Source organism: Desulfovibrio sp. TomC (assembly GCF_000801335.2).
In the GTDB taxonomy this organism is placed as follows: domain Bacteria; phylum Desulfobacterota; class Desulfovibrionia; order Desulfovibrionales; family Desulfovibrionaceae; genus Solidesulfovibrio.
In genome coordinates, this window is record NZ_JSEH01000007.1 from 19,001 (window position 1) to 34,776 (window position 15,776).

General features: G+C 64.4%; 18 protein-coding genes. 6 read left to right on the plus strand and 12 right to left on the minus strand.

The annotated features are described in order from the left end of the window. Position 1: 1 nt before the first annotated feature. The 6 genes from NY78_RS08050 to rpsF all read right to left on the minus strand — a co-directional run bounded on the left by NY78_RS08050 (position 2) and on the right by rpsF (position 4,651). Positions 2 to 508: a DUF456 domain-containing protein gene (locus NY78_RS08050; RefSeq protein WP_043634161.1), complete on the minus strand. Its 507-nt coding sequence runs from the start codon at positions 506 to 508 to the stop codon at positions 2 to 4. After that, the gene (locus NY78_RS08055) at positions 505 to 1,803 is read right to left on the minus strand and encodes a phenylacetate--CoA ligase family protein (protein ID WP_043634164.1); all 1,299 of its coding nucleotides are present in this window, start codon (positions 1,801 to 1,803) and stop codon (positions 505 to 507) included. The genes NY78_RS08050 and NY78_RS08055 overlap by 4 nt, the downstream gene beginning before the upstream one ends. 303 nt (positions 1,804 to 2,106) lie before the next feature. Beyond that, the gene (dnaB, locus tag NY78_RS08060; protein ID WP_043634167.1) at positions 2,107 to 3,564 is read right to left on the minus strand and encodes a replicative DNA helicase; all 1,458 of its coding nucleotides are present in this window, start codon (positions 3,562 to 3,564) and stop codon (positions 2,107 to 2,109) included. Then, positions 3,536 to 4,063 carry a 50S ribosomal protein L9 gene (gene rplI / locus NY78_RS08065; RefSeq protein WP_043634170.1) on the minus strand — a complete coding sequence of 176 codons (528 nt, stop codon included), beginning with the start codon at positions 4,061 to 4,063 and terminating at the stop codon, positions 3,536 to 3,538. The genes dnaB and rplI overlap by 29 nt, the downstream gene beginning before the upstream one ends. A gap of 12 nt (positions 4,064 to 4,075) precedes the next feature. Next, on the minus strand, positions 4,076 to 4,333 hold the full coding sequence (rpsR, locus tag NY78_RS08070) for a 30S ribosomal protein S18 (RefSeq protein ID WP_024826324.1): 258 nt from the start codon (positions 4,331 to 4,333) through the stop codon (positions 4,076 to 4,078). A 3-nt stretch (positions 4,334 to 4,336) separates the two neighbouring features. Then, a complete protein-coding gene (gene rpsF / locus NY78_RS08075) occupies positions 4,337 to 4,651 on the minus strand; it encodes a 30S ribosomal protein S6 (RefSeq protein WP_043634173.1) in 315 nt (104 codons plus the stop codon). A gap of 210 nt (positions 4,652 to 4,861) precedes the next feature. Here rpsF and NY78_RS08080 point away from each other — a divergent pair, with 210 nt between their 5' ends. Further along, positions 4,862 to 6,892 carry a SpoIIE family protein phosphatase gene (locus tag NY78_RS08080; protein ID WP_043634175.1) on the plus strand — a complete coding sequence of 677 codons (2,031 nt, stop codon included), beginning with the start codon at positions 4,862 to 4,864 and terminating at the stop codon, positions 6,890 to 6,892. 5 nt (positions 6,893 to 6,897) lie between these two features. Here NY78_RS08080 and NY78_RS08085 read toward each other — a convergent pair whose 3' ends face one another. Then, complete coding sequence (locus NY78_RS08085) at positions 6,898 to 7,680, minus strand: nitroreductase family protein (protein WP_043634177.1); 783 nt, start codon at positions 7,678 to 7,680, stop codon at positions 6,898 to 6,900. A 215-nt stretch (positions 7,681 to 7,895) separates the two neighbouring features. Between NY78_RS08085 and NY78_RS08090 the strand changes: the two genes are divergently transcribed. Continuing rightward, positions 7,896 to 8,291, plus strand: a complete 396-nt coding sequence (locus NY78_RS08090; protein ID WP_043634179.1) for a response regulator — start codon at positions 7,896 to 7,898, stop codon at positions 8,289 to 8,291. Positions 8,292 to 8,395: 104 nt separating this feature from the next. Next, the gene (locus tag NY78_RS08095) at positions 8,396 to 8,797 is read left to right on the plus strand and encodes a thermonuclease family protein (RefSeq protein ID WP_043634181.1); all 402 of its coding nucleotides are present in this window, start codon (positions 8,396 to 8,398) and stop codon (positions 8,795 to 8,797) included. Positions 8,798 to 9,104: 307 nt separating this feature from the next. On the opposite strand, the gene NY78_RS08100 is transcribed toward NY78_RS08095, so the two are convergent. From NY78_RS08100 to NY78_RS08115, 4 genes are read right to left on the minus strand one after another with little or no spacing between them, the layout of a single operon-like run. Continuing rightward, positions 9,105 to 10,814, minus strand: coding sequence for a dynamin family protein (locus NY78_RS08100; protein WP_043634184.1), 1,710 nt, complete (start codon positions 10,812 to 10,814; stop codon positions 9,105 to 9,107). Between the two features lie 23 nt (positions 10,815 to 10,837). Then, a complete protein-coding gene (locus NY78_RS08105) occupies positions 10,838 to 11,482 on the minus strand; it encodes a hypothetical protein (protein WP_043634187.1) in 645 nt (214 codons plus the stop codon). A gap of 22 nt (positions 11,483 to 11,504) precedes the next feature. Continuing rightward, entirely contained in the window at positions 11,505 to 11,840 is a 336-nt protein-coding gene (locus NY78_RS08110; protein ID WP_043634190.1) for an STAS domain-containing protein, read from the minus strand. Positions 11,841 to 11,859: 19 nt separating this feature from the next. Then, complete coding sequence (locus NY78_RS08115) at positions 11,860 to 12,276, minus strand: ATP-binding protein (RefSeq protein WP_043634193.1); 417 nt, start codon at positions 12,274 to 12,276, stop codon at positions 11,860 to 11,862. A 247-nt stretch (positions 12,277 to 12,523) separates the two neighbouring features. Between NY78_RS08115 and NY78_RS08120 the strand changes: the two genes are divergently transcribed. The 3 genes from NY78_RS08120 to NY78_RS08130 all read left to right on the plus strand — a co-directional run bounded on the left by NY78_RS08120 (position 12,524) and on the right by NY78_RS08130 (position 14,533). Continuing rightward, positions 12,524 to 13,330 carry a YkgJ family cysteine cluster protein gene (locus NY78_RS08120; RefSeq protein WP_043634197.1) on the plus strand — a complete coding sequence of 269 codons (807 nt, stop codon included), beginning with the start codon at positions 12,524 to 12,526 and terminating at the stop codon, positions 13,328 to 13,330. Beyond that, complete coding sequence (rfaE2, locus tag NY78_RS08125) at positions 13,320 to 13,811, plus strand: D-glycero-beta-D-manno-heptose 1-phosphate adenylyltransferase (protein WP_043634200.1); 492 nt, start codon at positions 13,320 to 13,322, stop codon at positions 13,809 to 13,811. The genes NY78_RS08120 and rfaE2 overlap by 11 nt, the downstream gene beginning before the upstream one ends. Before the next feature lie 242 nt (positions 13,812 to 14,053). Further along, positions 14,054 to 14,533 (plus strand): hypothetical protein, encoded by a 480-nt coding sequence (locus NY78_RS08130; RefSeq protein WP_043634203.1) that lies wholly within the window; start codon positions 14,054 to 14,056, stop codon positions 14,531 to 14,533. A 1-nt stretch (position 14,534) separates the two neighbouring features. On the opposite strand, the gene NY78_RS08135 is transcribed toward NY78_RS08130, so the two are convergent. Next, complete coding sequence (locus tag NY78_RS08135) at positions 14,535 to 15,668, minus strand: hypothetical protein (RefSeq protein ID WP_156180888.1); 1,134 nt, start codon at positions 15,666 to 15,668, stop codon at positions 14,535 to 14,537. Between the last annotated feature and the right edge of the window lie 108 nt (positions 15,669 to 15,776).

Genomic DNA, 15,776 nt, shown 5'->3' on the forward strand with positions numbered 1-15,776 from the left:
GTTAAGCAGGCCACAGTTCCCGGGCGCTGGCCGTCCACATGACGACGCCGCAGGCCACCTTGGCCGTCAGCCCGAACACCTTGCCGTACATGGCTCCCAAAGCGGCGCGCCGGGCCTCGGCGTCGTCGCGTCCGTGCAGCCGTTCAAACATATAACAGCCGAAAAAGGCCCCGGCAACGGCCCCGAAAAGCGCCCCCAGGCCCAGGAAAAACGGCGCGCCGCACAGCGCGCCGCCAAGAGCCCCGAGAAAACCGCCCAGATTGCCTTTGCCCGTCGCCCCGTAGCGTTTGGCTCCAAAGAGCTGGGCAAAAAGCTCGACCGCCTCTCCAGCCAGGGCCACACACACCAGCAAGGCGTAAAACCCGAACCCCAGATGGAGCGTCGGATGGAGTACGTCCCACAGGACCACCAGCCCAAGCATGGCCCAGTTCCCCGGCAATCCGAAGACATGCAGGGCCAGACAGGCGAGCAAGACCAACAGGAACACCGTCAAAAGGACAAGGCTCACGCGCCGACTCCACGTTTATCGAGGACGCGGGTTGCCTTGCCCTCGGTCTTGGGCAGGCTGTTGCGTTCGACCAGCTCCACCTTGGGCGTGACCAGCAACTCGTCGCGAAGCCGTGAGGCGATGCGCTTTTGCAAGGCCCCGAGCTGGCGCATGTCCTCAACGAAAAACTCGTCGCGGATCTCCACCTTGACCCGGATGTTGTCGATATAGCCGTCGCGCTCAAGGACGATCTGGTAATCCTGCCCTACTTCCGGCATGGCCAGCAGCACCCGTTCGATCTGCATGGGGAAAATATTGACGCCTTTTATTATGATCATGTCGTCGCAGCGCCCGTGCAGCCGGTCGATGCGGCGATGGACCCGGCCGCAGGGACAGGGACCGGTCAGGAAACGGGTCATGTCCCGGGTGCGGTAGCGGATGACCGGCATCCCCTCGCGGCCAAGGGTGGTCATAACCAGCTCGCCCAGTTCGCCGTCAGGCACAGGCTCGCCCGTGACCGGATCGACGATCTCGGCCAGATAGGCGTCCTCCCAGACATGCATCCCGTGCTGCTCCTGGCATTCGAAGGCCACGCCCGGACCGTTCATCTCGGAAAGACCATAGGAGTTGTAGGCCTTGAGGCCGTAGAGTTCCTGCAGCCGCTGGCGGGCTTCCTCGGTGTAGGGTTCGGCTCCGACCAGAGCGATGCGCAGGGAAAGGGACTTGGGATCGAGGCCAAGCTCGGCAAAAATGGCGGAGAGGTACAGGGCATAGGACGGGATGATATGGATGCCCGTGACCTTGAAGTCGGTCAAAAGCTTGATCTGGCGGTGGCTGTTGCCGGCCCCGGCCGGGATGGTCAGGCAGCCAAGGCGTTCTGCGCCGTAGTGGATACCAAGGCCCCCGGTGAAAAGGCCGTAGCCGGACATGTTCTGAAACACGTCGGTGCGCCTCAGGCCAGCCATGTGCATGCACCGGGCCATCAGCGAGGCCCACCAGTCCAGGTCGTTTTGGGTATGATATATGACCGTGGGGGTGCCGGTGGTGCCGGAGGAGGCGTGCATGCGCACCATCTCGGACACGGGCATGGCCAGCATGGCGTCGGGGTAGCTGTCGCGCAGATCCTGCTTGGTGGTAAACGGAATGCGGGGCACATCGGCCAGACTGGCGACCGAGGCAGGATCAAAACCGACCTCGGCAAACCGCCGGCTGTAAAACGGCGATTTGGTCGCCTGGGTCAGCGACCAGCGCAACCGCGTGAGTTGCAGGCGCTCTATCTCAAGTCTGGAAAGCGTTTCCGCAGCATCGTAGTACACGACAACTCCTTGGCGGGATGTAAGGCGGTGGGGGCACGCATCTGTGTGTCAGGCCTCAACGGCCACCCTTGGAAACAGGCTGCCGGCACACCCCAAGGGGAGGGGTCCGGGGGCATCATGCCCCCGGCGGGGTGCAGGGGCAGCGCCCCTGCTTATCAGCCCTGCGCCCAAACGCCCGACGCAGGCTATACCCCTGCAAGCGCTTGGCTTCAAGGGTTGGCGGAGCAGAAAGCAGAAAAAGCCGCCGCCAGGGATACCCCCGGGGACGCACGGCGAAAAACGTCAAACGGAGGGGAAAGCCGATCAGCCCATGCCGAATTCAGACGGGGGCGGGATGTCGGAAAGATTCTCGAAGGCCGTTGATTCCTTGAGGAAAAGAAGCTTCACCATGCCTGTCGGACCATTGCGCTGCTTGCCGATGATAATTTCGGCCACGTTGTCCTCAGGGGTGAGTTCCTCTTTTTTCTTATAGGCCGCACCGCGATAGAGAAAGATGATGACGTCGGCGTCCTGCTCGATAGCGCCGGATTCCCGCAGGTCAGACATCATGGGGCGTTTGTCGGCGCGCTCTTCGACCTTGCGGTTAAGCTGCGACAGGGCCACCACGGGCACATGCAGTTCCTTGGCCAGGGATTTGAGGCTCCGGGAGATTTCGGAGATTTCCTGTTCGCGCGAATCAATGCGCCGCGAGGCCCGCATGAGCTGGAGATAGTCCACCATGATAAGCCCCAGGCCATGTTCGGCCTTGAGCCGGCGGCAGCGGGCGCGCAGGTCCATGGTGGTGATGGCCGGGGTGTCGTCGATGAAAATCGGCGAGGCAGACAAGTGGTTGGCGGCATCATACAGCCGCGACCAGTCCTCGTCATCAAGCCGCGCCCGGCGCAGCTTGGCCAGATCGACCTTGCCCCAGCAGCACAGCATGCGTTGCATGATCTGCTCCATGGACATTTCCAGGGAGAAGATCGCAGTCGGAATGGCGCTCATGGCTGCCGCGCGCATGGCCACGTTCATGGCAAAAGCGGTCTTGCCCATGGACGGACGACCGGCCACGATGATGAGGTCGGAGGGTTGCAGGCCGGCAGTATATTCGTCGAACTGGTAGTAGCCAGACGGCACGCCGGTGACCAGTTCCTGGTTCTCCATGCGCTGCTCGATCTGCTCAAAAACCCGGGTGATCAGGTCTTTGGAAGAGCGGAAGCCCTTGGTCGAGCGGGAGTCGGCAATGGCGAAAATGGCCTGTTCGGACTCATCGAGCAATTGCTCGGTTTCCTGGCCGCCGTCGTAGCAACGGGTGATGATATCGACGGCCGTGCTGATGAGCTTGCGCTGAACGGATTTTTCACGAACGATCTCGGCATGGTGCAGGGCATTGGCCGAGGACACCGTGGACGAGGCCAGATCGCCCAGATAGGCCGGACCGCCCACTTCGTCGAGACGCCCGGAAACCCGCAACGCTTCGGCCAGGGATACGAGATCAATGGGAGCGTTTTTGCGCGACAGGTCGAGAATGGCCTGAAAAATATAGCGGTGGGCCGGGGAGTAGAAATCATCCTCATCGACCAGGTCGACGAGATTAAACAGAATGGAATTCTTGAGTAATATCCCCCCCAGAACCGACTGCTCGGCTTCGAGATTCTGGGGGGGGACTTTTCGCAGGACGTCTGAGGAGACCCGCTCCAGGGCCTGCCCGGTCAGCGGTTCGCCGCTCCCGGAAAGGCCGGAAGACTTGGAGTTACGCGGTTTCTTCCTCGGGCTGTCCATTGGCTTCGACCTGTGCCCCGGCAGGGGTGACGACGACATCTTCATCTTCAGCGCCGCCCTGACGGACAACGGAGACGCGAACCGTGCCGCGCAGTTCCGGCATGAGCTTGACTTCGACATCGTAGTGGCCAAGCGACCGGATGGGGTCGGCCAGGACGATTTTCTTGCGGTCGATGTCAAATCCCTGCTCGGCCAGCTTGTCGGCGATGATGGCGGAGGTGACGGAGCCGTACAGCTTGTCGCCTTCACCAACGCGGACTTCGATCAGGACGGTGGCAGCGGCCAGCTTGTCGGCCAACGACTGGGCATCGGCCACCTGGGCGTCACGCTTGGCTTGCAGTTTCTTGCGTTCGTTTTCAAAACGGCGCAGGTTGGACTCGCAGGCCAGCATGGCGAGCCCCTGGGGAATCAGATAATTGCGGCCGTACCCGGGTTTGACGGAGACCTTGTCGCCGAGGCGGCCGAGGTTTTCCACGTCCGCGCGCAAAATAAGTTCCATGGCTTCCCTACCTTACATTTTCTTCAGATGCTCGGCGCTGTGCGTGGCCGTATAGTACAACATCGCCATCTGGCGGGCGCGCTTGATCTCAAGCGTCAGGCGGCGCTGGCACTTGGCACAGGTGCCGGTGATGCGCCGGGCAATGATCTTGCCGCGATCCGTAATGAAATCCTTAAGGATATCCGGACGCTTGTAATCAACGGGAAGGTTCTTGTTGGCGCAGAAGCGGCAAAACTTCTTTTTCGGGGTGAACTTTTTCTTAAATGCCATGGCTTAGGCCCCCTCAACAACAGGCACGTATTTGTCGGCAAGCTTGACGGTGATGAACTTCATGATGCCGTCGGTGATGCGCACGATACGTTCGAATTCAGCGATGGCCGTGGCCGGAGCCGCGAACTCGAAACGGGTGTAATGGCCCCGGGTCTTCTTCTGCACCGGATACGCCAGTTCCTTCATGCCCCATTCGTCAACAGCCAGCATCGTGGCGTCCTGACGCTCGAGCACCCCTTTGAGGTTCTCGAGAATCTCCTGCCGATTGTCGGTTGCCAGCTCCGGAGAGAGCAACAGCAAGGCTTCGTACTTCCGCATGGTTCCTCCTTTTGGTCCATGGCCCATCCTCCGGGACGTGTGTCCTCCGGGAAGAGCAAGGTGAAGGGGAGTCGTTACCCGCGCCGTCCTGGTCTGTCAAGGACTAAGGCCCATCCTTGCCAATATCGACCCGCCCGTCTACAGAGTTGGCTGGCCGGAAACCTTCTTTCGCCTTCCGCTCCACCCCAGCCAGCCGCAGCCGAGGTCTCCATGCGCATCCGTACCAAGCTTCTCATCATCCTGCTCGCGCTGGTTCTGCCCCCACTTGTGGCCATCAGCATCTACGCCCTGCGCGAAGCCCGGCTGCTTGGCCACGAACTGGCCCAACGAGCCGCAGTTTCCTATAAGCACGCCGCCGAGTCCGAACTGGCCCTTATGGTGGATCTGATCGGCGAAGACGTGGCCGACAACCGACAGATGCTCGAACTGGCCCTGGCCATGCTTGCCGGCGATGCCGCCCGCATCCTGGAGACAGCGCCGGACCGCCTGGACGGGAAGCAGCCCGCCGACACGCCCCGGCCGTCCCTGGACGGTCCCGGCGCGATGTCCCGGGAGCAGGCCGAGCAGGCCGGGGCGGCGCTGCTGGGTCTGGCTCCGACCTTTGACACGCTCAAACACAAGCTTGGCGACAGCATGTTGTGGGCCTACATCGCCCGGCCAGACGGCATCATTGCCACGGCCCCGGCCCATGGACCCATGCCCCCCGGCTACGACGCCCGGGAGCGCCCCTGGTTCCGTGGGGCCGTGGAAACAAACGGCGTGGTCTGGCGTGTTCTCATTGACGCCACCACCAGCCGGCTAACGGCCACTGTCTCGGCCCCGATCCGCAGCCACGACGGCCAGCTGCTCGGCGTTGTCGGCATCGACGCTCCGCTTGAGTCACTCCTGCCGGAAAGCGACCTGTCCCGGCGATGGGGCGACGGTGTTCGGGCCTGCTTCGTCCAGATCAACGGGGACCACCTCGAAATCATCGGCAACCGGGATTTCCTCGACCCGAAACTCGGTTGGAAGACGCCGGTGACGCCAACCCCGCTGGCCATCGACGATCCGGCCGGACTGTCCAGGCTCCAGACAGCCATGGAATCCCGGCAGGCCGCCCAGCTGCACCTGACGCTTGGCAATGAGGACTATTTCGCCGTGTTGCGGCCCTTTTCCCTGGCCCCGGCCGGACTGCTCGTGCTGGTCCCCAGGCAGGCGGTGCTGCATCAGGCCGATTCCGCCGAGTCAGCCATTTTGGCGCGCACCCAAAGCATGATGACCGTGGTGGTCTTCTTTGCCCTCCTGGCCGTGGCTGCGGCGGCGATCCTGGCCTATTACGGCTCCCGGGCGGTGACCCGGCCCCTGACCGGCCTGTCTGCCGCCGCCGCCCGGCTGGCCGAGGGCGATTTCGAGGCCCGGGCTCCGGTCACCGGGCAGGACGAGCTGGGCCTGTTGGCCCAGACCTTCAATACCATGGCCCCCAAGCTGGCCGAGCGACTGCGGCTCAAGCAGGACATGCAGCTGGCCAAAGAAGTGCAGCAAAACCTGCTGCCCAAGGCCCCACCCCACTTGCCCGGCCTGGATCTGGCCGGGGCCACGATTTTTTGCGACGAGACCGGCGGCGACTATTTCGACTACCTGTCCTTTGCCCCGGCCCCGGACGGCGGCTGCGACATCATTGTCGGCGACGCGACCGGCCACGGCATTGCCGCAGCCCTTTTTATGGCCACCGGCCGGGCGCTCTTGCGTGGGGGGCAGGGCGCAGGCAGCGGCCCGGCCGCCCTGCTCACCCTGGCCAACGTCCTTTTGTGGCAGGATACGGCTGATTCGGGGCGCTTTATCACGCTCTATTTCCTGCGTCTGGAAGGCGGCGGACTGGCTCCCAAGGGCCGTCTGGTCTGGTCGCGGGCCGGGCATGACCCGGCAATGGTCTACGATCCGGCTACCGACAGCTTTGTCGAACTCCTCGGCCCGGGGCTGCCGCTTGGCGTCCTGCCGGACTACAGCTACGAAGAGCAGTCCTGTCCGGGACTGTCTCCCGGACAGCTTCTGCTCCTTGGCACGGACGGCATCTGGGAGGCCCGCAATCCGGCCGACGCCATGTACGGCAAGGACCGGTTCCGGGAGGTGGTGCGCCGCCACGCCAACCTGTCTGCCGAGGCAATTGTGGCGGCCGTCCACGCCGATGTGGCCGCTTTCCAGGAGAGCGCCCCCCGCGACGACGACATCACCCTGGTGGTCCTCAAGGCAACAGCTGCCTAAGGCCGTCAGATCCAGGAGAGCCGGGCCGGATTGCGCGGCGGCACGCCGGCATAGCGCACCTTGGGATAGCCGAGCATCAGGCCGCCTTCGACGATCTGGCCCTGGGGCAGGCCAAGGGCCTGGCGAAGCGGCGCCGAATGCTTGGCCGCATGGGTGAGCAGACCGGCCCAGCAGGTCCCAAGGCCCCGGGCCACGGCGGCCAGTTCCATAAAGGTCAGGGCAATGCCGCAATCCGCCGCCCCGAACGGGGCGTCGGCCGGCACATAGGACACGGCCAGGGCCGGCGCGCTGCGCAGAAAATAGTCCAACCCCTGCTCCCACATGGCCGAGTACTTGGGGCGGGTGCCCTGTTGCGCGAAATAGGCGGCAGTCAGACCGGCCAATTCCCGGACCTTGGCCGGGTCGCCAGTGACGATCCAACCCACTTCCTGGACATTGGACGCGGTCGGGGCAAATCGGGCCACATCCACGAGTTCGGCCAGGACCTCGCGGGCAACCGGCGTGTCCTTGTAGGCCCGGATGGAGCGACGCCCGCGCAACATGGCGTCCACCACGTCCGGGGCCGGCCAGGAGCGGATGTTCTTTCGCATCTCGGCCGCAGGGACGCGGCTGTGGGCCAGGGCGTCATGGGGACAGACAGCCACGCAGTGCCCGCAGGCGTTGCACACGGCGGCATCGGCCACAACCGGCCCGCCGTCCTCGCCCGCACCCAGACAACCGCTTGGGCACACGGCGACACACAGACCGTCGTGCTTGCAACGCGCGGCATCGACTTCAATGAATTGCATCACAGTCCTCCTGTTCCCCCTGAGGGGAGGCAACATCCCCCCGAACATCCACTATGCCCGGGGTCAGGACTGACTACTACCCTGCTGCTCCGCTTTGGCAAGAGGGCACGCGCAAGTGCCGCAGGCACCGGCAGGATACCGGCTGATCCGGGTTTCCCTTGAGCATCGGGCCACCTTGGGATAGAAGTTCCCGGAAGACAACTCACGGAGGCGTCATGCGGGTTTTGGTTGTGGATGACGATCCGGCCAGCCGTCAGGTGCTGTCGGCCCACCTCGGCAGTCTGGCCGAATGCGTCCTGTGCGGCTCAGGCCCCGAAGCCGTGGAGGCTGTGGCCCGGGGCATTGTCGAAGGCGAACCGTTTGACGTGGTGTTTTTAGACATCATCATGCCCCACATGGACGGCCATGAAACCCTGGCCCAAATTCGGGAGACCGAGGAAACCGCCTGCCTGCCCCCTGAATGCCGGGCCAAGGCGGTCATGGTCACGTCCATGGACGACGAAGCCAACACCCTAAACGCCCTCTTCGACGGCCAGGTGGCCGCCTATCTCATCAAACCGGCCAGCCGGTCGGAACTGCTCAACAAGCTCTCCGTACTCGGCCTCATCTGAGTCCGCACCGTCGGTCCCGGCCCTTGCTGCCGGAGCACTGATATTTTTGAGTCTATATATAAATTTCTATTCTCTTTCGCCGGGCATTGCATTAGCATTGCTCTATGCGATTTCCCTCTGTCGCCTGTCTGCTCCTGCTGCTGCTCTGGTCGTGCTTCGGCCCGGCCTTGGCCGGCGGCCCGGATTTCGGCCAAGCCAGGGGCGTGGTGGTGCGGGTTTGCGACGGAGACACGGTGGTGGTGGATATTCCGGAGTATCCGGACATTATCGGCAAATCGATCCGGGTGCGGCTGGCCGGGGTGGACGCGCCGGAGTTGCGCCATCGCGATCCGGCCGTGCGGCAGTCGGCCCAGGCGGCGCGCCAAGCCCTGGCCGCCCTGCTCCCGGCGGGCACGACCGTGACCCTGACGCAGCTCAAACGTGACAAGTATTTTCGCCTGGATGCCGTGGTGCTGGTGGACGGCCGCGACGCTGCCGCCGTGCTTGGCCTGCCGCCCTCGCGGTGACAGCCCGCCCCTGGCGCAGCGCACTTAAAGCCCGACCGGACTTCAAGCGACCGCAGGCAATTCGTTTGCGCACCCTCCCCGTTGCCGAGGGTTTGGGACTCCATTTCCTCGGCCGCCGGAGCAACGGTGGTTCCCGTCAAGCGCCCGTTGCGACTATCCCGATCCACGGCCATCGTTTCTGGCGAGCTTCCGCCCATCGACGTAGCAACACCCCCGTCACAGCAAACGAACCCCAGGTGGGATTCCAAAGGGGTCACCCCTTTGGCCGCCGGAGGCACTCTTTACTCTTCTTGACTCCCTCAACCGACTAGCGCGGCGTAAAATCGCGTAGCGTCGTTTCCAGGTCGGTCTGGCGGGTCCGGCAAGCGGCCAGGGTCTGGCTGCGGGTGGCGATGTCGGCAAAAAACGGCTCGAACCGGCTGGCCAGTTCCCGAAATATCCGGTCCAGGCGGGCGGACAGGCGTTCGTTTAATTCCTGGCGCAGGGTTTCACCGCCAACGGCCAACCGCCGGCGCATCTCCCGCAGAACCCTCGGTCGTTGCCAGTACAGGGCGCTGCCGGCCAGCAAGGCCCCAAGGGCCGCCACCACGCCGCCGGTGACATCGATGACCGCGCTTTTGACCGACACGGCAAAAATGGTCCCCAAGACCACCAGCGCCCCGCCCATGGCCGCGCGCGGGTCCATGGCCGTGACGGTTTTGGGATCGATGCCGGCCATGGGGCCGCCCTCGGCCAGAAGCGACTCCACCCGGCCGGCCACCTCGGCCAACACCCGGTCCCGTTCCCCGGACAAAGGATCGCCGTCAGGCGTTGCGAGGGCCAGCCGCCGCTGGCGCAGCTCGTCCAAAAGCATCCGGGCATAGCCGGACACGCTCTCAAAAATATGGGCCGCGCCCTGGTTGGCAATGGATTCCACCTCGCGCTCCAGGTCCCGGGCAAAGGCTTCGCCCAGTTCCTTGAGACGCGCCGACGGTCCCCCGTTGCCCTTGCCGCGCCGCCACAGGCCGGCGATGGAGCGGCCAAGCATCCCGGACAGGGTCAGTTCGGCGGCAAAGGCTGCCTCAAACTCCCCGGCCAGCCGGGCATAGGCGGCCTCGACCCGGGTGCGCAGCACTTCGGCCTCGCGCCCGGCGGCCTGCCGGGCTGCGTCCAGACGATGGCGAATGCGCCCGGCCTCGGTCTCATCCGCAGCCAGTTCCTGCATCCGCCCCTCCATCATCCGGCCAAGCTCGGCCAGCAGATGGAGGGCGGAACGCCGGGTGGCATCAAGCTTGCCGGCAAAATGGCCGCCGCCGGCCGTCAGTTCCCGGATGTGGCGGCGAAGGGCCTCGATGCCCCCGGCCTCAGGGTCTGTGGCGCTCCTGGCCGAGGACACCAGAAATATCTTCGGCTCGGCCAGCCCCCGGTCGCGGGCCAGTTCCCGCAGCCGGCTGGTGTTGACCTCTATCTGTTCCGAACTGGCCAGATCGGCCATGGTCAGGGCAAAGGCCACGTTTCGGCCCCAGGTGTCGGCCACCAGATCAAAAAATGTCCAGGCCGAGCGGGAATAGGGATTGAGCGCGGAAAAGCAAAACAGCACCAGATCGGCGCGGGGGATGAAATGCTCGGTGATTTCCTGGTGGCGGTCGATGATGCTGTCCACGCCCGGGGTGTCCACGATGGACAGGCCGTCAAGCAGCCAACTGTCCACGGTCGCCCGCACCACCAGGTCACCGGCCGCAGTTTCGCCAGGGGTCCCGCTTCGGCCGATGATGCGGATACGGTCGGTGCAGGGGTCCGGGGCCACGTCCGTGACCGTTGTCCCGAGCAGGGCGTTAATGAGGCTGCTTTTGCCGGCCTTGACCTCGCCCACCACCACGAAGAGAAACGGTTCGGCCACATGGGCCAACAATTCCTTGGCCGCAACGACGGCTTCCGGCCGGCCGCAGCCGGCCAGCAACTCGCACAACCGGCCAAGATGTCCCGACAACTCGGCCTGCAAGGCCAGATAGCGCGTTTCCAGCAGAGTCGTAGTCACAAGGCTCCTTTCAAGGGCCGGGATCAGCGCGGCAGATACCAGTCAAGGCCCAGGTCATCGATGCTGGTTCCATCGGTTGGCAGCGACTGGCCCTTTTTCCCGTCGGCCGGACCGGTATGGCAGACCTCTTCGGCCCGGACCAGATCGGTGGCGGCAATGCGAATGGAGTTTCCGTCGGTAAATGCCCCGTCGTCGCCGACATAGTGCATGAGAATGAGACTCACCGGCCCGACGGCCTTGGATTGAAGGCTCCATTTCCAGGTGCGCAAGGTGCCAAAGGCGTTGCCGCGCCATTCCTTGGGTTCGCCGTAGCGTTTGGTGAGCGCTTCGAGGATACGGTTGAAAAACTCCAGAGAATCGTCGCCGTAATTCATCTTGACGCGCACCACCCGCCCCTTGGCGGCGCACAGGCCGTAGTCCACGTAGCCGCTGCGATAGCCTTTGAGCGCGGCCACGGGCATGACGCCAAGATAGGGCCGGTGAAAGGCCCGGTCGGCCTCGGAGGACAGGAGCTTGGCGGATTGTTCTTCCACCGTCAGGCCGAGTTTGACCCCGGCCAGGGAGTCGGGACCGTCGCCAGCCCGGACCTCCCAGGCAGCCAACACGAGGACGACAACAAGCCCGGCAGCCAGGATCGCCCGACCCGGCCCGGCAAAATGTCTGCGCATCACGACAGCCTCCCCAAAGCCATCAGGAAAAATTGGCCAGAGCCTCTTCCTGAGTCGTAAAAATCGGAAAAATCTCAGTATATCCGGATATTTCAAAAACTTCCTTCATGTAATCCTTGATTGATGACAACACGAGGCGTCCCTGAATCTTTTTGAGCTGCTGCAAGGCCAGAAGCAGCACCCGCAAACCTGTGGAATTGATATAATCCACGTCCTTGAAATCCATGAGCACCTTCTTCTTGCCCTGGCCAAGAATCTCCATCACCTTGTCTTCCAGCACCTTGGACGTATTGCTGTCGAGCCTGCCGCCAAGCTCCAGCACCGTCACTTCGCCGCTCTCCTTCTCCACCAGTTGCATATCGCCCCCTTTGTCAGTGTCAGATGATATCTTTTTCCAGTAGCAGGCGGTTGAGTCCACCCACGTGTTCATACGCCACGCGGTCCATAATCGCTCGCACCAGATGAATGCCCAAACCGCCTATGGCCCGGTCGTCGGCAGCGGCGGCGATATCGGGCGCTTTGGCCGTCAGCGGATCGAAGGGCCGAGCGTCGTCCTCCAGGAGAAAACGCAGGCGCTGCCCGTCCTGGCTCATGGTCACGCTGATGGCGTGCTCGCCGTCGTCCGGATAGCCGTAACTGATCGTGTTGGTGAGAAGCTCATCCAGAACGAGTCGGATCTGGTAACGCAGTTTGGCCGGCAGGCCATGGGCCTCGCCAAAGGCTTCCACGGCATCGGCCACGCGGTCCAGTTCCAGCAGACGGTTTGTTATGCGCAAGGAAAAACCCGGCAGCATCCTGTCCCCGGCGCGCGGCGCATGTCTCGCCTGTCCGCTGCGCTTGAGCTTGGCCGTTGGGCGGGAGTAAGGGTCCTATGACCCGCGCCGGCGGCTCGTCCTCTAGCCGGCCATGCGGCAAAATCCCATGACCGATTGCTTCAAGGTCCCTGTTTTTAAAGGCCCTGTCAAGGCGGGACGGCGGCGTGCCCGGTTGCCAAGGGACGGCCAGGGGCGCTAAAGGCTCCTGGCAAGGAGCACTGCCGCCATGAAAGACTTGAACTCCGCGCTGGCCGAAAACGAGGCCGACGCCACCGAAGCATTTCTCAAGTCCCTGCCGGAACTGAAAGCCGGCGAGACCTTCCAGTTTGCCTGCCATCCCGAGGTGCCGTGCTTTAATGCCTGCTGCTCGGACCTGACGCTCATGCTCACGCCCTATGACGCCCTGCGCCTGCGCCGGGCCCTCGGCGTGTCGCCGGCCGATCTGATCAACCACTTTGCCCGTCGCTTCGAAGCTCCGGATACCGGCTTTCCCATGCTGCACCTGAAAATGCGCGAGGAACGCCAGAAGCGCTGTCCCTTTGTGTCGCCCGAGGGCTGCAAAATCTACGGCGACCGCCCCGGGGCCTGCCGCACCTATCCTCTGGGCCGGGCCACCAAGCTCGACGACGACGGACAGGTCATCGAACAGTTTTTCGTCGTGCGCGAACCGCATTGCCAGGGCTTTGAGGAAACGAAGGACTGGAGCAGCGCCGGCTGGCTGGCCGACCAGGATCTGGCCGTCTACAATCGGTTTAACGACCGCTACATGTTTCTTATGGCGCTGACCCGGGGCAAGGGCGTCGGACTTTCGCCCAAACAGATCCAGATGGTCTGGCTGGCCCAGTATCTGCCCGACGAATTCCGGGACCTGATCGGCAAGATGGGCATTTTCAATCTCGTGGAGATTGATGCCGCCCGCCAGGAGCGCATCATGGCCGATGAGGAGGAGACGTTGCTCTTTGGCCTGGACTGGTTGGAGCTGGTCTTTTTCGGCCGCCAGGAACGCCTACGCCGCAGACGCCATGACATTTGAGCACGAAAAAATTCTGCCCCGGGAGGCCCTGGTCGCTGCCCTTGCCCGGGTGCGGCCGGGGCGCACGGTCGTTTTCACCAACGGCTGCTTCGATCTGCTCCATGCCGGCCATGTGGACGTGCTGACCCGGGCCAGGACCCTGGGCGATCTGCTGGTGGTCGGATTAAACGACGACGCCTCGGTGGTCCGCCTCAAAGGCGCGCGCCGGCCGATCACGCCTGTAGCCGAGCGGGCCTACGTCCTGGCCGGGCTGGCCTGCGTGGATTTCGTGTCGCCTTTTGCCGAAGACACGCCGCTTGAACTTATTGAGGCCGTCCTGCCCGACGTGCTGGTCAAAGGCGGCGACTGGCCGGTTTCGGCCATTGTCGGCGGCGATGTCGTCACCGCCCGGGGCGGCCGGGTGGCGAGCCTGCCCCTGGCGCCGGGCCTGTCCACCACAGCCGTCATTGAGCGGATCATCGCCCGGTATACTGCGTCCTGAACGCACCGGCGGTACGATTTGCCCCGCCTTCGCGGCCAGACTCACGGCCTGGCGTCCGCACTTCCTTTCCACAACGACTCCCGGTCCAGTTGACGCCCTCGCCCTCCGGAATGTTCCGGCAAGGGCCTGGCCGTCCAACCGCAACGCCACGCCTTCCTGCTCAAAATAGATGGAATATTTCTTGCTTGGTTACGCCGGCAGGATTTTTTTACCCACCCATCAAGCCAAGGGAAAGGTCAGCCATGCTCGCCACCGCCGATGCCATTGCCAGCACCCTTGCAACAGCCCGCGATCTCGCCCGAACCGAACCAAACAACACCGCTGCCGCATCTGCCTCGCAATTTGCCGCAGTGCTTGCAGACAATGCCCTCGCCGCAGCCCCGGACACACAAGCAAACGCCACGACCACCGGGCGCAGTGCCGCCTGGGAGGATTTCTACAGCCACCCGGTCATCGGGACCAGTGAAGACGGCCTCCCCATCGTCGGGGAAACCGAAGCCGAACTGGCCAACACCCAGGCCGTCTATGCCAAAATGGCAACAGCCCATGGCCTTGACCCGCAGCCCACCGCGACGTTGCAGGCCAGGATGCCGGTCACTGACGGCCTTTTGGGTCCGAAACTCGGCTATCACCAGATGACGGCCTTGGCCCTGCCGGTCGCTTTGACCCAGGCTTCGCTGCACTCCGCCCCTTCCTGGCTGCCGTCCGAGGCCGAGGCGTGAGTTACGGCAGTCCCCAGGCGGCCGCCAGGGCGCGGTATTCGGCTTGGGGCAAAACGGCCAAAAGCGGCTTGGCCCCGGGATCGAGCCAGGCGACCAGGGCGGCGGCCTGGTCGGACGGGATGGCGATGCTGCCGCCGGTCGGCGGGCCGTCGGCCGGGCGCACGTTGACAAACAGGCAGGTTCCGCCTTCGGGGTCGATGGTTTCGCTGTTGTGCCCGATGACCACGCCCCAGACGTTGGCAGCATCGTCACGGACCATGCGGTCCTGGCGAAGTCCCCCTTCGGGGCGCTCCTCCGGGCCGACGACACGGCCGAAGAGCGGCGACCCCGTGTCGGTCACGCAGGAAACGCGGTCCGTCACGGCGACATAGGGCAGACGGACCCCGGCAGCCGCAGCCGTCTCTGCGCCGGCATAGCCAAAGGCCGCCGGCAGGGCAAAAAGTCCGGCCGGGGTGCGGCCGTCGCCCTGACGCTTGACCGGTCCGCCGGACAACACCTGCCCCAGCCCACGTCCCAGGCCAAGTCCCTTGCGGCCCAGCTGGCACGGCACGGGCGGCCCGGTTTCGGTCCAGGGCGACCCCGGGCCGCTTCGCGTCAACCGCCGCAGCGTCCCCCGGGTCGCTTGAAAATCTGCGGCCGTCACCAGCACGAGCTGACGGGAATCGGCCGCAGGGAATCCTGTCGAGGCCCGACCCGTGGCCCCCGTGGCCCCAGAGGTTCCAGAGGTTCCGGAGGTTCCGGACGCCGGCATCGTCGCCGGTTGCTCAGCCGGCGTTGCAGCCACGGTCCGGCCCGGTTGCTGCGTCGGCGACAAGGCCGCCCCCCCGGTTGCCGGTTGGCCAGATGAGGACGCCTTGTCCGCGATCGCTCCTTTTCCCGAGGCAACGCCAGGGGCCATGGGGGCAGGCGTCGACGACGCGCCAGGAGCCGGGGCGGGGTTGACGGCAAAAAGCCGTCCGGCAGCTGGCTCCCCCGCCGTCTCCCGGCCGGACGGCCCCGGTCCGACGGCCGCCACGGACCCGGCAGCCGGCCCCGGCGTCATGTCCTGACGATAATCCGGAGACAGCACCGCCGCCCGGCCGCCGTTTGGACCATAGACGTCTTCCGGGCGCACCACCGGCGTCTTGCCGGTCACGCGCCCTCCGTCGTCTCCGGCCGGCTCGTCGGAACACCCGGTCAGGACCAGACACACCAAGCCCGCCGCTGCCGCCCGGCGCAACCAGCAAAAAAACCTGCCGCCCCT

Excerpts from the sequence above, each read along its gene's own strand:
- NY78_RS08130 (WP_043634203.1), top strand. The coding sequence starts at position 14,054 with ATGCTCGCCACCGCCGATGCCATTGCCAGCACCCTTGCAACAGCCCGC.
- rpsF (WP_043634173.1), bottom strand. The coding sequence starts at position 4,651 with ATGCGGAAGTACGAAGCCTTGCTGTTGCTCTCTCCGGAGCTGGCAACC.
- rplI (WP_043634170.1), bottom strand. The coding sequence starts at position 4,063 with ATGGAACTTATTTTGCGCGCGGACGTGGAAAACCTCGGCCGCCTCGGC.
- NY78_RS08110 (WP_043634190.1), bottom strand. The coding sequence starts at position 11,840 with ATGCAACTGGTGGAGAAGGAGAGCGGCGAAGTGACGGTGCTGGAGCTT.
- NY78_RS08090 (WP_043634179.1), top strand. The coding sequence starts at position 7,896 with ATGCGGGTTTTGGTTGTGGATGACGATCCGGCCAGCCGTCAGGTGCTG.
- NY78_RS08080 (WP_043634175.1), top strand. The coding sequence starts at position 4,862 with ATGCGCATCCGTACCAAGCTTCTCATCATCCTGCTCGCGCTGGTTCTG.
- NY78_RS08115 (WP_043634193.1), bottom strand. The coding sequence starts at position 12,276 with ATGCTGCCGGGTTTTTCCTTGCGCATAACAAACCGTCTGCTGGAACTG.
- NY78_RS08085 (WP_043634177.1), bottom strand. The coding sequence starts at position 7,680 with ATGCAATTCATTGAAGTCGATGCCGCGCGTTGCAAGCACGACGGTCTG.
- NY78_RS08120 (WP_043634197.1), top strand. The coding sequence starts at position 12,524 with ATGAAAGACTTGAACTCCGCGCTGGCCGAAAACGAGGCCGACGCCACC.
- rpsR (WP_024826324.1), bottom strand. The coding sequence starts at position 4,333 with ATGGCATTTAAGAAAAAGTTCACCCCGAAAAAGAAGTTTTGCCGCTTC.
- NY78_RS08095 (WP_043634181.1), top strand. The coding sequence starts at position 8,396 with ATGCGATTTCCCTCTGTCGCCTGTCTGCTCCTGCTGCTGCTCTGGTCG.
- NY78_RS08105 (WP_043634187.1), bottom strand. The coding sequence starts at position 11,482 with ATGCGCAGACATTTTGCCGGGCCGGGTCGGGCGATCCTGGCTGCCGGG.
- dnaB (WP_043634167.1), bottom strand. The coding sequence starts at position 3,564 with ATGGACAGCCCGAGGAAGAAACCGCGTAACTCCAAGTCTTCCGGCCTT.
- rfaE2 (WP_043634200.1), top strand. The coding sequence starts at position 13,320 with ATGACATTTGAGCACGAAAAAATTCTGCCCCGGGAGGCCCTGGTCGCT.